The following is a 15,969-nucleotide window of genomic DNA, read 5'->3' as shown; positions in this document are numbered from 1 at the left end:
GGCGCAGGACGCTAGCGAGGAGCCATGCGGAGAGCGCCGTCCATCCGGATGACCTCTCCGTTGAGGTAGTCGTGCTCCACGAGCGAGACCGCGAGCTGCGCGTACTCGCCCGGCTGCGCGAGGCGCTTCGGGAACGGCACCCCGGCAGCGAGCCCGGCGCGGAACTCGTCCGAGACCGTGGCCAGCATCGGGGTGTCGACGATGCCGGGTGCGATGGTCAGCACGCGGATGCCCACGTTGCTGAGGTCGCGCGCGGCCGGGAGGGTCATGCCCACGACGCCGCCCTTGGACGAGGCGTAGGCGACCTGGCCGATCTGGCCGTCGAACGCGGCGATGGAGGCGGTGTTGATGATGACGCCGCGGGCGCCGTGCTCCAGCTCCTCGGTCTTGCCCATCGCGGCGGCGGCCAGGCGCAGCACGTTGAACGTGCCGATGAGGTTGACCTCGATGACCTTGCGGTACAGGTCGAGGTCGTGCGGGCCGCCCTTGCCGACCGTGCGGGTCGACGGGCCGATGCCCGCGCAGTTGACGGTGATGCGCAGCGGGGCGCCGGAGCCCGCCGCGGTGTCGACGGCGGCCTGGACCTCCTCGCCCGAGGTCACGTCGGCCGGCAGGTAGGTGACGTTCTCGACGGCCTCGGCCTTCTCGATGGCGCCGGGCAGGTCGAGCGCGAACACCTGCGCTCCCCGCGCCGCCAGCGCACGGGCGGTCGCGCCGCCGAGACCGGACGCGCCACCGGTGACGATGGCCGCGGTACCCGAGATCTCCATGCCTTCACCTTCCTCGAAGCGAGCTGCTCGCGAGGAGGTTAACGCTCGTTACCTCGAACTCAGCGGTCGGACCAGTGGAGAAGCGCCACGAGAGGCACCGCCGCCACGAACGCGAGGCCGATGAAGATGGTCGCGACAGCCAGTATTCCCATGCCTTGAACTGTGCCTTTTGACCAAGATCGAAACATCGGCCGCGCAGGTAGGCCTCTGGTAGGAGATCTGTCACGGGTCGCTACGACCAAAGTCGTACCCGGTCTCGGGGCTGCCCTGGGCTTGCGACCTGCTACTCCGTTCGGGGGTGGGGCATGCGTCACTCGGGGTCACGCAATTTAGTTAGCGTCGCATACCTTTAAGGACGTGTTCACCACGCGTCCCGAACTCGTCGGCACCTTCGGCATGGTCGCTTCGACCCACTGGCTGGCCTCCGCGGCGGCCATGGCTGTACTCGAGGACGGGGGCAACGCCTTCGACGGGGCGGTGGCCGCCGGCTTCGTCCTCCAGGTCGTGGAACCGCACCTCAACGGCCCCGGCGGCGAGGTCCCGATCATCTTCGCGCCCGCCGGTGGCAACCCGCGCGTGCTGAACGGGCAGGGCGTCGCGCCCGCAGGAGCGACGATCGAGCACTACACCGGCTTGGGCCTCGAACTGGTGCCCGGCAGCGGTCTGCTGGCCGCGACCGTGCCCGGCGCCTGGGACGGATGGCTCACCCTCCTGCGCGACCACGGCACCAAGACGTTGCGCGAGGTGCTCGACAAGGCGATCGGCTACGCGCGCGACGGGTTCCCGCTCGTCGAGCGGGCCGTCCACACCATCTCGCTGGTCCAGGACCTCTTCCGCGACCACTGGCCCTCCTCCGCCGCGCAGTGGATGCCCGGTGGTGTGCTCCCGGCTCCCGGCGGCCGGTTCCGCAACCCCAAGCTCGCCGACACCTGGGAGTGGCTGCTCGCCGCCGGTGAGGCCGCGGGCTCCGACCGCGAGGCCCAGATCGAGGCCGCGCGCCGGGCCTGGTCGCAGGGGTTCGTCGCCGCGCAGGTCGACGAGTTCTTCCGCACCGAGTTCCGCGACGACTCCGGCCGCGACCACGCCGGTGTGCTCACCGGCGCCGACATGGCCGGCTGGGAGGCCTCGTACGAGGACGCCCTGATCGTCGACTTCGACGAGTGGTCGCTCGTGAAGGCCGGCGCCTGGACGCAGGGACCCGTGCTGGCGCAACAGCTCCGGCTGCTGGAGGGCCACGACCTGTCCTATGTGGACGGCAAGCCGACCGCCGAGACGATCCACCTCGCCGTCGAGGCCGCGAAGCTGGCGTTCGCCGACCGCGAGGCCTGGTACGGCGATGTCAACGACGTCCCGCTGGAGACCCTGGTCTCGCGGGCCTACGCCGACGAACGCCGCAAGCTGATCTCCGACACCGCGTCGATGGAGCTGCGGCCGGGCTCGCCGAACGGCCGGGAACCGTTGCTGCCCAACCACATCCTGCGCGGCGCCGAAGCCGGACCGCTCGCCGCGACGGGCGCGATCGGCGAGCCGACGGTCGAACGGTCCGGCGCCACCCGTGGCGACACCGTGCACGTCGACGTCGTGGACCGCTGGGGCAACATGGTCTCCGCGACCCCGTCCGGCGGCTGGCTGCAGTCGTCGCCGACGATCCCGTCGCTCGGGTTCTGCCTCGGCAGCCGCGCCCAGATGTTCTGGCTGGACGAGGGTCTGCCGAACTCGCTGGCCCCCGGCAAGCGCCCGCGGATCACGCTGTCGCCGTCGATGGCCCTGCGCAACGGCGAGGCCGCGCTCGCGTTCGGCACGCCGGGCGGTGACCAGCAGGACCAGTGGCAGCTCGGCTTCTGGCTGGCCCACCGGGCGGGCCTGAACCTCCAGGAAGCCATCGACTCGCCGATGTGGCACTCGAACGCGTTCCCGAGCTCGTTCTACCCGCGCGCCTGGACGCCGGGAGAGCTGGTCGTCGAGTCACGCGCCGGGGTGGACGTCCTGGATGCGTTGCGATCGCGTGGCCACCAGGTCGTGGACGCCGGCGAGTGGACCCTCGGCCGGATGTCGGCCGTGGCGAGGGACTCCGCGGACGGACTCCTGCGCGCCGGGGCGAACCCGCGCGGCGCCCAGGGGTACGCGGCAGGCCGCTGAGCCACACCGCCGGAGCACTGCGGAAAAGAGGAACGGCGCCCGATTCGAGGGGGAGGGAATCGGGCGCCGCCCCGGCCAGGAAGTACTGGTTGGATCAGATGTCGGCGTGCGCCAGACCGTGCCACGGCTGGTCGGGCTGGTCGTAGCCGAGCAGCGTGGCGGCCGGCAGACCGGTGCCGCCCGCGTCGACGTTCTCCACGAGCGCGGTCACGTCCGCGTCCTGTGCGTTGACGGCCTGGATCTTGCCGTTGACGTCCGCGGTGTCGACCTTCGCGAGGTCGCCCACGGTCGCGACGTCACCGAGCTGGCCACCGAGGTCGGGCATCGTGTGCGCGGTCGCGTCCACGGTGTCGGCGTGCGCGACGCCACCCAGGCCGAGCATGACGGTGGCGCTGCCGAGGGCCACGGCGGCCCCCGCGACGGTCTTCCTGAGGTTCATGGGCGCGAACGTCCCGTGTTCGGGGCCCCTACATCAAGCTGCGTAACTCAGGCGAGGGAACTTCTTCATCCCTTGGTGGGACTCCACTCCATCCCGACCGTGCAGACCCGGTCCTTCCCGCGCCACACCGAGACGGCGAACGTGCCGGCCCTCGTCTCGGTCCGCGCGAGGAAGTCGTACGCGCATTCGAGGGTGTAGCGCCGCCGCCACTCCTCGCCTTTCTTTATGTACCAACCATGGTCGACGACTTCTTCGACCAGTTCGAGGTCCAGCGCACCGCCGGGCTTGCGGCGGTGGTACTCGATGCGGTGGAAGTGGTCCATGACCAGCACGTTCCTCACCGCACCCGTGGGGTGAGAATCTCGAAGTCCGGATCACGTCCGTACCGTTTGGACCGTGGCGGAACCCACCTACCGGCAGCGGCGCCTGGGCGAGGCGCTCCAACTGCTGCGCGAGCGGGCCGGAATGAGCCAGAAGGAAGCCTCGGACCGTCTGAACTACAACGTCCCCAAGGTCAGTCGCATCGAGAACGGCCAGCTGCCCGACATCCACGCGTTGCGCGCGATGCTCGACCTCTACGGCGTGATCGGCGACGACGAGGTGCCCTACATCGAGATGTGGAGGCTGGCCAAGGAAAAGGGCTGGTGGCGTCCGTTCGGTCTGGACGACCAGGGCTACATCAGCCTGGAGCACGACGCTTCGCATGTTCGCGAGTTCTCGCTGGGATTCATCCCGGGACAGCTGCAGTCGGTGCGGTACATGCGCAACGTCTTCGGCAGCACGACGATCCAGCGATCCAAGAAGTCGGTCGACAACGACATCGCGGTCCGCCAGCGGCGCCAGCGCCGGCTGGTGAGTGACGACCCGCTCGAGTACCACGCGATCATCGCCGAGCCAGTCCTCAGGGGTGCCGATCGCGAACAGTTGCTGCACCTCGTCGAGATGGGGCGTCTGCCGAACGTGACCATCCAGGTCCTGTTGGACTCCGCTGGCTCGCACGACGGCCAGTTCGGATCGTTCGCGCTTCTGGACCTGCCGTTCGCGGGCGATCCTCAGGTCTTGTACATCGAGTACATGGCCGGTTCGATCCACATCGAGGATCCCGAGCGGGTCCGGATCGCTAACCTGGTCTTCAAGAACCTCTCGAAGCTGGCGTTGACTCCCAATGAGTCCGCCGGATGGATCGAGAGGTTGGCTGCCGAGAGGTAGGTATGTGGCGCAAGAGCAGCCGTAGTGGTGGTGGCAGTGGCGGCAACTGCGTTGAAGTTGCGTTGACTGGTTCGGGCGCGCGTGTGCGCGACTCCAAAAACCGGGCGAATTCCTCGGTCGCCGCGCCCGAATGGGCAGCGTTCATCGGCGCCATAAAGCGCGGCGACCTCGAAAACAAGTAACTAGGCGATGGCTCCCGGCGGGAGCTTCAGCTTGAACGGCAGCGTTGTCACGACGGCGAGGTCAGAAGCTGTCGCCTTCATGAGCGCCGGAGCGTTGCGGGCGCCGGGTTCCGGGAGGTCGAGCAGCCGGTCGACGGCCTCGACCAACGGACCTTCGTAGATCCACACGGCCTGAGCGGGCCGGGCCGAGTCGCGAACCGCAGGCAGACGTCCTGCGCGCGCCTCGGTCTCGGACCAGAACAGGATCGAGTCGATGAACCCTCTGCGCTGTTTGAACGCCATGATGCGGTCGAGCTGCCCGGCGTCGTCCCTCAGGTGAAGGAACTGAAACCCGTTCTCGCGCAGCTCGATGACCTTGCTCAGTGCGTGGTCCATGGCGCACCTACCCCTGTGAGGTCACCTTTGGAGTGACCGTTCAGTCATACGACCCGAAAGGATCGTACGGTAAGTCGAAGTTCGTCGTAAGGCGTAGGCCGAAAGAGTTATCTCAATTGGCTGACGCTTGTGGCTGAGGGTAATCGCTTCCCTTCTTGGAGGGGGAAACGGCCAGGACGGCCGCTACGGTTCGCGTCAGGAACGCCAGACCGCCCAATGTGACTAATGTCACGCTGATCCACATCATAGCCTCCGAGTGGGTGACCTACACCCGAAGTAGACGTGTAGCACTCTTCCACGGTTGCAAGTCGGATCAACTCGCGTTTTTCACAGAACACCTGCGAGAGATCTCACGGCTCCGTCAAACCACGTCGGTTCCGGCGGCTGCTGTGCGACGATCGACTTCCAACTGTTCGCGCTGATCAAGGGCGGTTCGAGGATGTTCGTTCGCCGGGTTGCGGTGGTCGGGGCCGGGTACGTGGGCCTCACGTCGGCCGCCTGCCTCGCGTCGCTGGGGCACCAGGTCGTCTGCGCGGACATCGACGAGAAGAAGGTCGAGCAGCTCCGCAGGGCCGAGGTGCAGATCTTCGAGCCCGGCCTGCCCGAGCTCGTCCAGGAGGGACTCGCCGCGGGGCGGCTGGAGTTCGTCGTGGGCGTGCGCAACGCCGTGGAGGACGCCGAGGTCGTCTTCCTGTGCGTGCCGACGCCGATGGGCGAGGGCGGCGCGGCCGACCTGAAGGCCGTCGAGGCCGCGGTCGCCGAGATGAAGGACCTGCTCGCGCCCGGCACCGTCGTCGTCAACAAGTCGACGGTCCCGGTCGGCACGGCGGCCCGCGTCTTGGAGCTCCTCCAACGCGACGACGTGTTCGTCGCGAGCAATCCGGAGTTCCTGCGCGAGGGCAGCGCGGTCAAGGACTTCATGCACCCGGACCGGATCGTCGTGGGCTCCGACGCCCAGAACGCGGCCGAACGGGTCAGTGCTCTCTATGCCCGGCTGGGCGCGCCGACGGTCCTCATGGACGCCGCGAGCGCCGAGCTCGTGAAGTACAGCGCCAACTGCTTCCTCGCCATGAAGCTCAGCTACGTCAACGCCATGGCCGAGCTGTGCGAACGGCTCGGCGCGGACATCGCGAACGTCACCGAGGGCATGGGCTTCGACCAGCGCATCGGGCAGTCGTTCCTGCAGCCCGGTCCCGGCTGGGGCGGGTCGTGCCTGCCCAAGGACACCCACGCGCTGCTGCAGATCGCCGAGGCCGCGGGTCACGAGTTCGAGCTGCTCAGCGCCACGATCAACACCAACGAGAAGCAGAGCCGGCTGATCATCAGCAAGGTCGCGAACGCCGTGGGCGGCGACCTCAAGGGCAAGAAGCTCGGCCTGCTCGGGCTCGCGTTCAAGGCGGGCACGAACGACCTGCGCGACTCGCCGGCGTTGAAGATCGCCGGGATGCTCAAGGCCGAGGGAGCGGAGCTGGTCGCGTACGACCCGGCGATCCCGCAGCAGGTCGAGGGCGTCACGGACGACGTGACGGTGGTCGACGACGTGCAGCAGGCCGCGAAGGACGCCAACGCTCTCGTCGTGCTGACCGAGTGGCCGCAGTTCCGCTCGCTCGACTGGGCGGCGCTCGCCGGGACGATGACCGGTCAGGTCGTGGTGGACACCCGCAACCTGCTCGACGTCGACGTCCTGACGCGCGCCGGCCTCACGTCACACGGAGTCGGTCGTTAGCGCCGAGTTCGCCGAGTACCACTCGATGGTCTTGGTCAGGCCGTCGCGCAGGGCGACCTGAGGCTCCCAGCCCAGCAGCTCCCGCGCGCGGCCGATGTCCGGCTTGCGCTGGGTCGGGTCGTCAGTCGGCAGGTCCGAGTACTCCAGGCTGACCGAGACGCCGGTCAGGTCGCCGACGATCTGCGCCAGCTCCAGCACGGTGATCTCGACCGGGTTGCCGAGGTTGACCGGGCCGAGCTCGCCCTTGAGGTCCGCGAGCGCGAAGATGCCGCGGACCAGGTCGCCGACGTAGCAGAAGCTGCGGGTCTGCTTGCCCGTGCCGTAGACGGTCAACGGCTTGCCGCTCAACGCCTGGTGCACGAAGTTCGAGACCACCCGGCCGTCCGTCGCGTGCAGGCGCGGGCCGTAGGTGTTGAAGATCCGCACGATGCCGACGTCGAGCAGGCCCATGCGGTGGTACGCGCCGAGCATCGCCTCGGCGTAGCGCTTGGACTCGTCGTAGACGCTGCGCGGGCCGATCGGGTTGACGTTGCCCCAGTACTCCTCGGGCTGCGGGTGCACCTGCGGCTCGCCGTAGACCTCGCTGGTCGACGCCTGGATCAGCCGCGCGCCCTTCGCGATCGCCAGCTCGGCGACCTTCTTCATGCCGGTCGAGCCGACCTCCAGCGTCTCCAGCGGACGTTCGAGGAACTTCGGCGGCGACGCGGGGGAGGCGAAGTTCAGCACGAGGTCGACGGGACCCTCGACGGTCCACTCGCCGCAGATGTCCGCCTCGATGAACTCGAAGCGCGGCTCGTCCGCGTACCTCGTGACGTTCTCCGTCAGTCCTGAGGAGAAGTCGTCCACGACCACGACCGACCACCCGCGGTCGAGCACCGCGTCTACCAGGTGCGATCCGATGAAACCTGCACCACCGGTGACCACTGCGCGCATGGCGTGAACCAACCCCTCCCCAGGGACAAGCGACACGTTCGAGTGAAACCTAGGCTACGGAACGTCAATGCCTAGGCGTTTTGTGCCTCCCAGTTGCTGAGCCACACGTCACGCGCCTCGCGTTCGCTGCGGATGCTCGACAGCCAATCACCGAGGACGTCGACCTGCAGTTCGAGCGCGCCCGACATGAGGCGCGGGCAGCTCTCCCGAACCGCGTCGAAGCCCGCGTCCTGGGAGATGTTGGTGAGGCTGAGCATCGAGGTCGCCGACTGCCGGTAGCGGCCGACGACCGTCTGCACGTGCGCCGCGTGTCCACCGCTCTCGGCCACCCGACACCAGAGCTCGTAGTCCTCCCACCCGTGCAGGCGGCGGTCGAGCGTGTAGCCCTCGAGCTTCTTCAGCGCGGTGGCCTTGATCAACGCCATGGCGTCGATGTAGTTGCCGTAGCGCAGCCGCCACGGTTCCCACGGCCACACGCCCATCAGCCCGACCGGGCCGGTGGAGTCGAAGCGCTGCAGCACGCCGTACGCGAACGACGCCTCGGGGTCCGCGTCGATGGCGTCGACCAGGCGTTCCAACCCGGTCGGCACGATCGCGTTGTCCGAGTCGAGCACGAACACGAGCTCACCGCGGGCGTGCTTGAACGCCTCGTTGCGCGAGCGCGGCAGACCGCGGTTCACGGGGTGGCGGACCAGCGTCATCGGGATGTGCGGGCTGCGGTCCATCCACCGGCGCACGGTCTCGTTCGAACCGTCGTTGGAGCAGTCGTCGACGACGATGATCTCCAGGTCGCCGTACGTGCCGGACGCGGCCGACTCCAGCGCCTCCACGACGTACGGCTCGTGGTTGTACAGCGCCATGATCACCGAGACGCGCGGCGTGCGGCGGTCCCACGCGGGGGTGCGGTGGTCGATCACCGGCGTCGGGTCGATCGTCGGGTCGGTCGAGACCCGGCGGCGCAGGTCGATGATGTCGAGGCGGATCTCGCGGATCGCCTGGCGCACCGCGTCGATGCTCTCGGGCTCGCGCTCCCACGACGGCGTGATCTTCTGCCGGAACGGCTGCGTGCGGCTGGGGCCGAGCTTCAGCCGGTGGCCCTCGTGGGTCTTGCGGAGGTCCTGCGCCACCGACACGAGCTTCTCGACGCCTGCGGAGAACGGGTTCTCCTTGATCAGCGCGTAGGCGTTGCGGCGCAACGTGTTCAGCCTGTCCGGGTCCTCCAGCAACGCGGCCAGCGCGTGCGGCATCGTGGACAGCGCCGAGAACACGAGGTGCTCGTCGTGCTGGAACGGCTTGGTGTGCAGCGACGTCTCGGACAGCATCACCGCACCGCAGTGCGCGGCCTCGGCGGCGCGCAGCCACTCGAAGTACGGCTCGTCGGACTGGTGGATGTTGACGAGGACCTTGGTGCCCGCCAACAGCTCTCGCTTGCGGTCGCCGGTGACGAACGCGGCGTGGTCGCCGGTGTTCGGGGCCGCGTTGTCCGAGAGGATCAGGCGGCTGCGGCGCGACCACAGCTGCCGGCCGATCTTCGAGAGAGCGTGCTCACGGCGAGGCGTCGCGGCGCCCAGGAACAGCACGTCGAGCTCGTGGGAGTCGGCGTTCGCGTCGAACCTGTCCCAGCTGGGCGTCCAGCCGAACTGCAGGTGCTCCGCGGCGATGCCCCTGGCCTGGTAGCGCTTCACCGACAACGTGCTGAAGTCGAAGACGGCGCCGAGCTTGTGTCCGTAGTAGACGTTCGTGTCGAAGTGCGACGACGACGGCTGCTCGGCGGTGATGCCGATGCAGCGCTGGGCGAGGCGCGGGTCCTCGAGGAACTGGCCGCCCTCCAGCACCGCGTACTCGTGCGTCGGCAGCAGGACGAAGACGTCGTCCGGTTCGGTGTCCACGACGGACGTGACGACGTCGGCCGTCACGCCGAGACGCGTGGCCTCGTCGACGATCGCCTCGGCCAGCTCGTGGAAGAACGCGTTCTGGAACCGCGACTGGACGACGCGCAGGCGCAGGTCAGGCATTCTTGCCGCCCTTGAGCGCGCCGGACGCCTTGCGCAGCGGGGCCGTGACGCGCCACGACGTCGAGCGCTCCAGGTCGGCGATCTTGTCCTGCAGCGTCGTGCGCCAGTGCAGGTGCTCGCGGATCTCCTCGTCCAGCCTGCGGTTGAGGCGGTCGTTGTCCCGCGCGTACTCGGCGAGCAGCGTCGTGGCCTCGTCGAGCGCGGTGAGGCGTTCGGCGGCCTTGGCCAGCTCGGTGTACTCGTTCTTGAGGTCGTGCAGCTCCTGCGCCACCACGTACTCGCGCCGGCGGGACTCCTCGAGCTCGGCCATCGCCTTGCCCAGTGCCTCCTCGAGCCCGGTCGCGACGGACTCGGCGCGCTCGCGGGCGGCCTTCTGCTCGTCGGCGAACTTGAGGCTGCGCTCCAGCTGGTCCTCCGCCGGGTCGGCCTTGGTGACGACCTGGCTGAGCGGGTGGCGTGCGGTGCCGCCCTTCGCCCTGGTCTTCGTGGCGGCCGTGATGGCGGACTGCAGGTGCGCGACCAGCGAGTCCTCGGAGTAGTGCTTCTCGACCCACTCGCGGTAGGTGCGGCGTTCCTCGACGGACGGCTCCTGCGCGAAGACGGCGGCGGCCTTCTCGACGATCGTGAGCACGTCGGCGTCCTCGACCGCGTGGGTGCCGGGAGCCTCGAACAGCTCGGCGCCGCCGCCGGCCGGGTAGCCGATCACGACGCAGCCGGCGGAAAGCGCTTCCGCGACGGGCAGGCCGAAGCCCTCGTCGCGGCCCAGCGCGATGAACACCGACGCGTCCGCCAGCTCGTCGGCGACCTTCTGCTCGCTCACGTCGTCCAGCGACACGACCTCGACGTCCGCGAAACGCTTGTCGTTCTTGAAGAGCGCGCTCAGCACGGCCGCCTCGCGCGGGCGCTTGCGGGGGAGCAGCACGATCTTGCGCTTGCGCTCCTCCTCGAAGCGGTACAGCGCCGTGTCGATCACGTACGGCACCAGGTGCACCTTGAACTTGGGGTGCAATGCCGTCAGCACCTCGACGCTCTTCGTCGAGCCGCCCCACACCTGCGGCACGGGCTTCCACGCCGGGTAGTCGGGGCCGCTGAAGTTGTCGTAGGTGTAGTAGTGGTTCTGGTTGAAGACGACCTTGCGCACACCGGGGGCCGGGTCGAACCCGTCGAGCACCATGACCTCCGGCACGACCAGCACGTCGTCAGGGCCGAGCTCGCAGGTCTCACCGGTGATCACCGGGGCGGACGAGGAGAACCAGCCGGCCTGGAAACCCTCGGCGAGGTGCCACACCTTGGCGTCGAAGCCGGTGCACTCGGCGAGCTCCGCGTGCCGGTACATCGCGCGCACGCCACCCGACGGCTCGGTGACGTCCGGGACTACGTACACGACCTGGCGAGTCATGGTCGACATCAATCCCCTCGTGGGTCTGGCATAGCCTGTCGCCGTCGAACGGAGGACAAGCGGTGACGATCCTGGTTACCGGCGGTGCGGGCTACGTCGGCTCGCACGTCGTGCACGCCCTGGCGGAAGCCGGGCGTGATGTCGTCGTGGTGGACAACATGCGCACGGGCTCGCCCGACGCCGTGCCGTCCAGCACCCCCGTACACACTATCGACGTCACCGACACCGCGAAGCTCGAACAGGTCATTCGGGAGCACGGTGTGACGGCCTGCATCCACCTGGCGGGCTTGAAGAACCCCGGTGAGTCCATGAAGGACCCCGGCCTCTACTTCCACAACAACGCGACGGGCACGCTGTCCGTGTTGAACGCCTTGGTGTCCACGGGTGTTCGCGACTTGGTGTTCTCGTCGTCCTGTTCGGTCTACGGCGCCGTGGAGACGTTGCCCATCACCGAGGACAGCCCGTTGCAGCCCATCAGCCCGTACGGCCACAGCAAGCTCGTGGGCGAGCGGATGATCGAGGCGTACGGGAACGCGCACGGGCTGCGCTGGATGTCGTTGCGGTACTTCAACGCGGCCGGAGCGGCGCTCGACGGCAGCATCGGCGAGGACTGGGGCCCGACGCACAACCTGGTGCCACTGCTGGCGAAGGCCGCTCTGGGAGCGCGTCCACCGGTGACGTTGTTCGGCAGTGACTACCCGACCGAGGACGGCACTGCGGTGCGGGACTACACGCACGTGGTGGACCTGGCCGAGGCGCACGTCCTCGCGTTGGGGCATCTGCGGGCGGGCGGCTCTTCGGCGGCGCTGAACCTGGGGACCGGCACCGGGTACTCGGTGCTGCAGGTCGTGAAGGGGCTGGAGCAGGTCGCGGGCAGGCCGTTGCCGGTGACCTTCGGCGACCGGAGGCCGGGGGACCCGCCCGTGGTGTGGGCGGATCCGGCCCGTGCCTTCGACGTGCTGGGCTGGCGTGCCAGGCTCGGACTGACCGAGATCCTCGCCACCGCGTGGCGGTGGCACGCCGGCACCTCTCACTTGGACGGGTAGTTCTTCTGGATCGCGGCGACGACCTTGTCGGCGCCTCCGTCCATGGCGGCCTTCGTCTTGCCGCGGACCTCGACCCGGACGACGGACTTGTCCGAGACGTAGAAGATGCGCGAGTCGAACGGCGCGTCCGGCACGTCCGTCGCCTTCTCCGACACCATCGACGGCAGCTGCTTCGGGCCGGTGGAGGCCGTGAAGCCGTAGCCCTTCTGCAGCTCGGAGAGAGCGTCGGCCGCGGTCTTGGCCGCCGCACCGTCCGTGCAGGCGAAGATGTGGACCTGGGTGAACCAGTCGTCCGCGAAGAGCACCTGCGACATGCCGTCGTCGGCGCCGCACGTGGTCAGCAGCGCCGCCTCGTCCGGGCTGAACTGCGACTTCTCCTTGGCCGCCTTCTCCACGGTCACCGGACCGGTGTTGGCGGCGTCGACCTTGCCCGACAGACCGTTGAGCGGCAGCTTCGGGCCGGCGCTCGACGACGTGGTGGGCGGGGTCGTCGTGGTGCTGGTGGCCGTGGTCGTGGTGTTGGACTTGCTGCCGGCCGTGAACCACCAGATGCCGCCACCGATCAGCGCGAGCACCAGCACGACGCCGATGATCGCGAAGATCTTGCCCTTGCCCCCGCCGCCACCGGACTCGTCGAAGACCTCGGGGCCGTGGCTCCAGCTGGGCGGCTGGTTGATCTGGTCGAAGTCACCGCCGAGCCAGGGCGGCGGCGCCGACTGCTGTTGCTGCTGGGGCTGACCCCACCCGCCCTGCGGCTGGACGGGCGTCACGAACTGCGTGCGGTCCGCGTCGCCGCCACCACCGCGCGGGCTCCCGGGCACCACCTGCGTGGCGTCGGGGTTCGGGTTCTGCTGCTGCTGAGGCGGCTGGCCCTGGACGTTCACGACCTGAGTGCGGTCCGAGGTGTTGGGCGGTTGCGCCGCGTTGGGCGGCTGCGCCTCCCACTTGAACGGCGGGGCAAAAGGCCCGCTCTGAGGATTCTGGGCGGGCCCACCGCCGGCCGACCCGGAGAGGACCTCGTCCCGGCGGCGTCGGTAGTCGTCAGCCGAGATCCGACCAGAGGCGAGTTCGTTGTCGAGCTTCTGCAGCTCGTCTTGCCAGGTCACCCCTGGCACCCCCTTCCGCGCGAACATGAGACTCGGACATTGTGCCCGTGCCCGATAATCCCTTCGTGCTGGCCTCTCAAGTCGTGACCTGGTTGTGGTGCTTCGCACCGATATATTGGCCGCATGGCGTGGTTCTCCTCGAAGAAACCGCAGGTCGTGGACGTTTCCGAGGCACTGCCCGGCCGTTCTGAGCAGATCTGGGTGTCGCCGTCGCACATGGTGTTCCCCGACCGGCCGCTCCAGCCACCCTTCCCGTCCGGTCATCGGACCGCTGTCCTCGGCATGGGCTGCTTCTGGGGAGCGGAGCGCCTTTTCTGGTCCGTTCCTGGCGTGTGGACCACCGCCGTCGGCTACGCGGGAGGCTTCACGCCCAACCCGACCTACGAGGAGGTGTGCTCGGGACGGACCGGGCACGCCGAGGTGGTCCTGGTCGTGTTCGACCCGGCCGTGCTGCCGTTCGCGTCGCTGCTGCGGGTGTTCTGGGAGGGCCACGACCCGACGCAGGGCATGCGGCAGGGCGCGGACATCGGGTCGCAGTACCGGTCGCTCGTGCTGGTCGGCGACGAGGGCCAGCGGATCACCGCCGCCGCCTCGCTGGAGGTGTACCAGCAGGCGTTGAGCGCGGCCGGGAAGAGGCGGATCACGACCGAGGTGGCCGCGCTGGGGGAGTTCTACTACGCGGAGGACTACCACCAGCAGTACCTGTCGGACGCCAAGTTCCCGTACGGGTACTGCGGTCTGGGCGGGACGGGGGTGTCGTGCCCGGCGGGGTTGAAGGTCACCGAGCAGCGGTGAAGGCCGAGTTCGTCGCCGACGTCGTGCAGACCGGGACCGTCCTCGGTCTCGACGCCAACCTGGGTCCGGAGCTCGCGGCCCAGGTCATGGGTGGCAAGGGTGGCGAGAACCGCTTCGGTCGTTCGTACACGCAGTCCCACGGGCTGGTCGAGATCAGCTGGTACGAGCGGGAGCGCGGTCTCGGGTGGAAGGGCGTGCACCTGGCAGTTCAGGCGCATCGGCTGAAGTACGGCGAGGAGTTCCTGGACGACGCCGTGGCCGCGCGGTACGGGCGGTTCGGCGGGTTGCTGATGTTCGAGGAGCTCCAGGCCGAGCTCGTGCGGCGGCGGGTCGAGCTGGTCGAGGTCGAGCCCGGGCAGTATTGGCAGCCGGACGCCCAGGTCACCGTGCACGTCGGTGAGGACGGCAGTGTGCAGAAGGTCTTCACGGCGTTCGGACAGGACTTCACCATCGCGTTCGACGGCGACTATCGGGCCGTGTGGCAGCAGGTGAAAGCGCTTGCCGTGATGTCCGAGGACGAACGCGTCCGTTGGGCTGGAAGGCAGGAGAACTTTCGGTCCTGGTGGCGTTACTGCGCAAGGCTTACCGCTGGGCGCACGGCTTCGCACGACGCGATGAGCAACCGGGAAACGTTCGTGGAGCTGGCGTTCTGGATGTGGGACCACGGCGTCGCTCAAGGCGTGTACTCGCCAGCGGAAGTCGCGCTCCTGCGGGCTGAGTTCGTTGCACGGCTTGATGAGTTGTATCCGGAGCTGGTGCTTCCCGGTTCCGACGAGCTGGTGGACGCGTGTCTTGACCACGTCACCGAAGACCTGACACGGGCCGATAAAAACCTCATCGACGCAGCGAACCTGTTGCGGCACAACCTGACCGACACGGCCCGGCTCGACGAGGCCTACCAGAGGCGCATCAGCAGAAGATGATGCCGCACGGCCGTGTGGTCGTGGTCGTCGTCGTGGTGGGCGGCCGCTGACGAGTGGTCGTCGTAGTAGTAGGTGCCGGCGGCGGAGTGGTCGTTGTCGTCACGACAGTTGTCGTCTTGGTGGTGGTCGTAGTCGTTGTCTTGGAAGAAGAAGACGGCGCGGACGACGACGAGGAAGACGACACGGTCAGTGACGGAGTCTCAGTTGGCGTTGGGAGCAACGAAGGTGTGTTGATGAGCGAGACGCGCGCTCTGTTGTCCCCTTCCGGCGCCGGCTGGTCGCTCGACGCGAGCGATCCGACGAGTGGTGCTAGCACGTAAAACGCGGCTACGGTGGCACCCAGGAGGGCCCCCGTTGCGAGCCGACCGGGCCCACTCATCGCCGCCAACACTCGGCTTGCCTATCTCGTTCACTCGATTGGGTCAAGCAATACGAGCGTTTTCTACTCAATCACGTAGTGATGGACCGCGCGGAGAATACGCGCTGTGACCACCGAGAACGTGCTCAGCCCGGGAACTGTTCGGCCGCTGATACGAGCAGCCGCCAATCTCCCTCGGGAAGGGTCCTCAAGCGGTCCAGCAGGGCGGACATTCTCGCCAGTAACTGCGGGTGATCGGACCAGAAGGAGTGATCTACTCTCAGTAGAGCTGCGAGCAGGTCGCCGGGGTAGAGGGCGACCGATCGCAGGGGGTCGCATTCGACGTGTTCGAGCGCCAGCAGCGCGGTCACGTCGAGGCCGACCTGGTGCGTCACCAGCAGGTGCAGCGACGTCGGTGTCAGCTGCCCCACCGGGAGGTCCCGCAGCGCGCACAGGTCGCGGTACAGCTGGGTGGACGACGAGTCGGGCCTGCGCCAGTCGTCGTCGCTCAGGTGCGCGAGCGTGCGGTCCCGGTCCACACGCACATAGTCCCG

Annotated in this window: 17 protein-coding genes; 8 read left to right on the top strand and 9 right to left on the bottom strand. The window is 68.4% G+C overall.

The annotated features are described in order from the left end of the window. Positions 1-11: 11 nt before the first annotated feature. A complete protein-coding gene (locus ACFWV3_RS39650) occupies positions 12-770 on the bottom strand; it encodes an SDR family NAD(P)-dependent oxidoreductase (protein ID WP_382419084.1) in 759 nt (252 codons plus the stop codon). Positions 771-1,127: 357 nt separating this feature from the next. Between ACFWV3_RS39650 and ACFWV3_RS39645 the strand changes: the two genes are divergently transcribed. Further along, complete coding sequence (locus tag ACFWV3_RS39645) at positions 1,128-2,909, top strand: gamma-glutamyltransferase family protein (protein ID WP_382419083.1); 1,782 nt, start codon at positions 1,128-1,130, stop codon at positions 2,907-2,909. 94 nt (positions 2,910-3,003) lie between these two features. Here the strand turns inward: ACFWV3_RS39645 and ACFWV3_RS39640 are convergent, their stop codons facing one another. Together ACFWV3_RS39640 and ACFWV3_RS39635 are read right to left on the bottom strand one after the other, a co-directional pair. Continuing rightward, positions 3,004-3,348 carry a hypothetical protein gene (locus tag ACFWV3_RS39640; RefSeq protein WP_382419082.1) on the bottom strand — a complete coding sequence of 115 codons (345 nt, stop codon included), beginning with the start codon at positions 3,346-3,348 and terminating at the stop codon, positions 3,004-3,006. A 65-nt stretch (positions 3,349-3,413) separates the two neighbouring features. Then, positions 3,414-3,689 carry a hypothetical protein gene (locus tag ACFWV3_RS39635; protein WP_382419081.1) on the bottom strand — a complete coding sequence of 92 codons (276 nt, stop codon included), beginning with the start codon at positions 3,687-3,689 and terminating at the stop codon, positions 3,414-3,416. Between the two features lie 55 nt (positions 3,690-3,744). Between ACFWV3_RS39635 and ACFWV3_RS39630 the strand changes: the two genes are divergently transcribed. Both ACFWV3_RS39630 and ACFWV3_RS39625 read left to right on the top strand, forming a co-directional pair. Beyond that, positions 3,745-4,557: a helix-turn-helix domain-containing protein gene (locus ACFWV3_RS39630; RefSeq protein ID WP_382419080.1), complete on the top strand. Its 813-nt coding sequence runs from the start codon at positions 3,745-3,747 to the stop codon at positions 4,555-4,557. A 2-nt stretch (positions 4,558-4,559) separates the two neighbouring features. Then, complete coding sequence (locus tag ACFWV3_RS39625) at positions 4,560-4,739, top strand: DUF397 domain-containing protein (protein ID WP_382419079.1); 180 nt, start codon at positions 4,560-4,562, stop codon at positions 4,737-4,739. On the opposite strand, the gene ACFWV3_RS39620 is transcribed toward ACFWV3_RS39625, so the two are convergent. Further along, positions 4,740-5,114, bottom strand: a complete 375-nt coding sequence (locus tag ACFWV3_RS39620) for a hypothetical protein (RefSeq protein WP_382419078.1) — start codon at positions 5,112-5,114, stop codon at positions 4,740-4,742. A 439-nt stretch (positions 5,115-5,553) separates the two neighbouring features. Between ACFWV3_RS39620 and ACFWV3_RS39615 the strand changes: the two genes are divergently transcribed. Further along, positions 5,554-6,840, top strand: a complete 1,287-nt coding sequence (locus ACFWV3_RS39615) for a UDP-glucose dehydrogenase family protein (protein WP_382419077.1) — start codon at positions 5,554-5,556, stop codon at positions 6,838-6,840. On the opposite strand, the gene ACFWV3_RS39610 is transcribed toward ACFWV3_RS39615, so the two are convergent. From ACFWV3_RS39610 to ACFWV3_RS39600, 3 genes are all read right to left on the bottom strand, one after another. Beyond that, positions 6,820-7,773, bottom strand: coding sequence for a UDP-glucuronic acid decarboxylase family protein (locus tag ACFWV3_RS39610; protein WP_382419076.1), 954 nt, complete (start codon positions 7,771-7,773; stop codon positions 6,820-6,822). The two genes, ACFWV3_RS39615 and ACFWV3_RS39610, sit on opposite strands and share 21 nt — an antisense overlap. Positions 7,774-7,844: 71 nt before the next feature. Next, positions 7,845-9,788, bottom strand: a complete 1,944-nt coding sequence (locus ACFWV3_RS39605) for a glycosyltransferase (protein WP_382419075.1) — start codon at positions 9,786-9,788, stop codon at positions 7,845-7,847. Further along, positions 9,781-11,196: a glycosyltransferase gene (locus ACFWV3_RS39600; RefSeq protein WP_382419074.1), complete on the bottom strand. Its 1,416-nt coding sequence runs from the start codon at positions 11,194-11,196 to the stop codon at positions 9,781-9,783. The genes ACFWV3_RS39605 and ACFWV3_RS39600 overlap by 8 nt, the downstream gene beginning before the upstream one ends. A 53-nt stretch (positions 11,197-11,249) precedes the next feature. Between ACFWV3_RS39600 and galE the strand changes: the two genes are divergently transcribed. Further along, positions 11,250-12,233, top strand: a complete 984-nt coding sequence (gene galE, locus ACFWV3_RS39595; RefSeq protein ID WP_382419073.1) for a UDP-glucose 4-epimerase GalE — start codon at positions 11,250-11,252, stop codon at positions 12,231-12,233. Here galE and ACFWV3_RS39590 read toward each other — a convergent pair. Then, positions 12,218-13,339: a hypothetical protein gene (locus ACFWV3_RS39590; protein ID WP_382419072.1), complete on the bottom strand. Its 1,122-nt coding sequence runs from the start codon at positions 13,337-13,339 to the stop codon at positions 12,218-12,220. The genes galE and ACFWV3_RS39590 overlap by 16 nt on opposite strands. A 123-nt stretch (positions 13,340-13,462) precedes the next feature. On the opposite strand from ACFWV3_RS39590, the gene msrA reads away from it, so the two are divergent. From msrA to ACFWV3_RS39575, 3 genes are all read left to right on the top strand, one after another. Next, positions 13,463-14,134, top strand: a complete 672-nt coding sequence (msrA, locus tag ACFWV3_RS39585; RefSeq protein WP_382419071.1) for a peptide-methionine (S)-S-oxide reductase MsrA — start codon at positions 13,463-13,465, stop codon at positions 14,132-14,134. Then, entirely contained in the window at positions 14,131-15,057 is a 927-nt protein-coding gene (locus tag ACFWV3_RS39580; protein WP_382419070.1) for a hypothetical protein, read from the top strand. Before msrA ends, ACFWV3_RS39580 begins: the two co-directional genes overlap by 4 nt. Before the next feature lie 86 nt (positions 15,058-15,143). Beyond that, complete coding sequence (locus ACFWV3_RS39575) at positions 15,144-15,377, top strand: hypothetical protein (protein WP_382419069.1); 234 nt, start codon at positions 15,144-15,146, stop codon at positions 15,375-15,377. Between the two features lie 184 nt (positions 15,378-15,561). Here the strand turns inward: ACFWV3_RS39575 and ACFWV3_RS39570 are convergent, their stop codons facing one another. Next, positions 15,562-15,960: a contact-dependent growth inhibition system immunity protein gene (locus ACFWV3_RS39570; RefSeq protein ID WP_382419068.1), complete on the bottom strand. Its 399-nt coding sequence runs from the start codon at positions 15,958-15,960 to the stop codon at positions 15,562-15,564. Between the last annotated feature and the right edge of the window lie 9 nt (positions 15,961-15,969).

Origin of the sequence: Lentzea sp. NPDC059081 (assembly GCF_042738015.1) — a bacterium.
In the GTDB taxonomy this organism is placed as follows: domain Bacteria; phylum Actinomycetota; class Actinomycetes; order Mycobacteriales; family Pseudonocardiaceae; genus Lentzea.
This window is presented reverse-complemented; position numbering and strand designations above follow the sequence as displayed.

Bases quoted from the DNA above. Each gene is read 5' to 3' on its own strand.
- ACFWV3_RS39650 (WP_382419084.1), bottom strand. From the start codon at position 770: ATGGAGATCTCGGGTACCGCGGCCATCGTCACCGGTGGCGCGTCCGGT.
- ACFWV3_RS39640 (WP_382419082.1), bottom strand. From the start codon at position 3,348: ATGAACCTCAGGAAGACCGTCGCGGGGGCCGCCGTGGCCCTCGGCAGC.
- ACFWV3_RS39625 (WP_382419079.1), top strand. From the start codon at position 4,560: ATGTGGCGCAAGAGCAGCCGTAGTGGTGGTGGCAGTGGCGGCAACTGC.
- ACFWV3_RS39620 (WP_382419078.1), bottom strand. From the start codon at position 5,114: ATGGACCACGCACTGAGCAAGGTCATCGAGCTGCGCGAGAACGGGTTT.
- ACFWV3_RS39615 (WP_382419077.1), top strand. From the start codon at position 5,554: ATGTTCGTTCGCCGGGTTGCGGTGGTCGGGGCCGGGTACGTGGGCCTC.
- ACFWV3_RS39610 (WP_382419076.1), bottom strand. From the start codon at position 7,773: ATGCGCGCAGTGGTCACCGGTGGTGCAGGTTTCATCGGATCGCACCTG.
- ACFWV3_RS39605 (WP_382419075.1), bottom strand. From the start codon at position 9,788: ATGCCTGACCTGCGCCTGCGCGTCGTCCAGTCGCGGTTCCAGAACGCG.
- ACFWV3_RS39600 (WP_382419074.1), bottom strand. From the start codon at position 11,196: ATGTCGACCATGACTCGCCAGGTCGTGTACGTAGTCCCGGACGTCACC.
- msrA (WP_382419071.1), top strand. From the start codon at position 13,463: ATGGCGTGGTTCTCCTCGAAGAAACCGCAGGTCGTGGACGTTTCCGAG.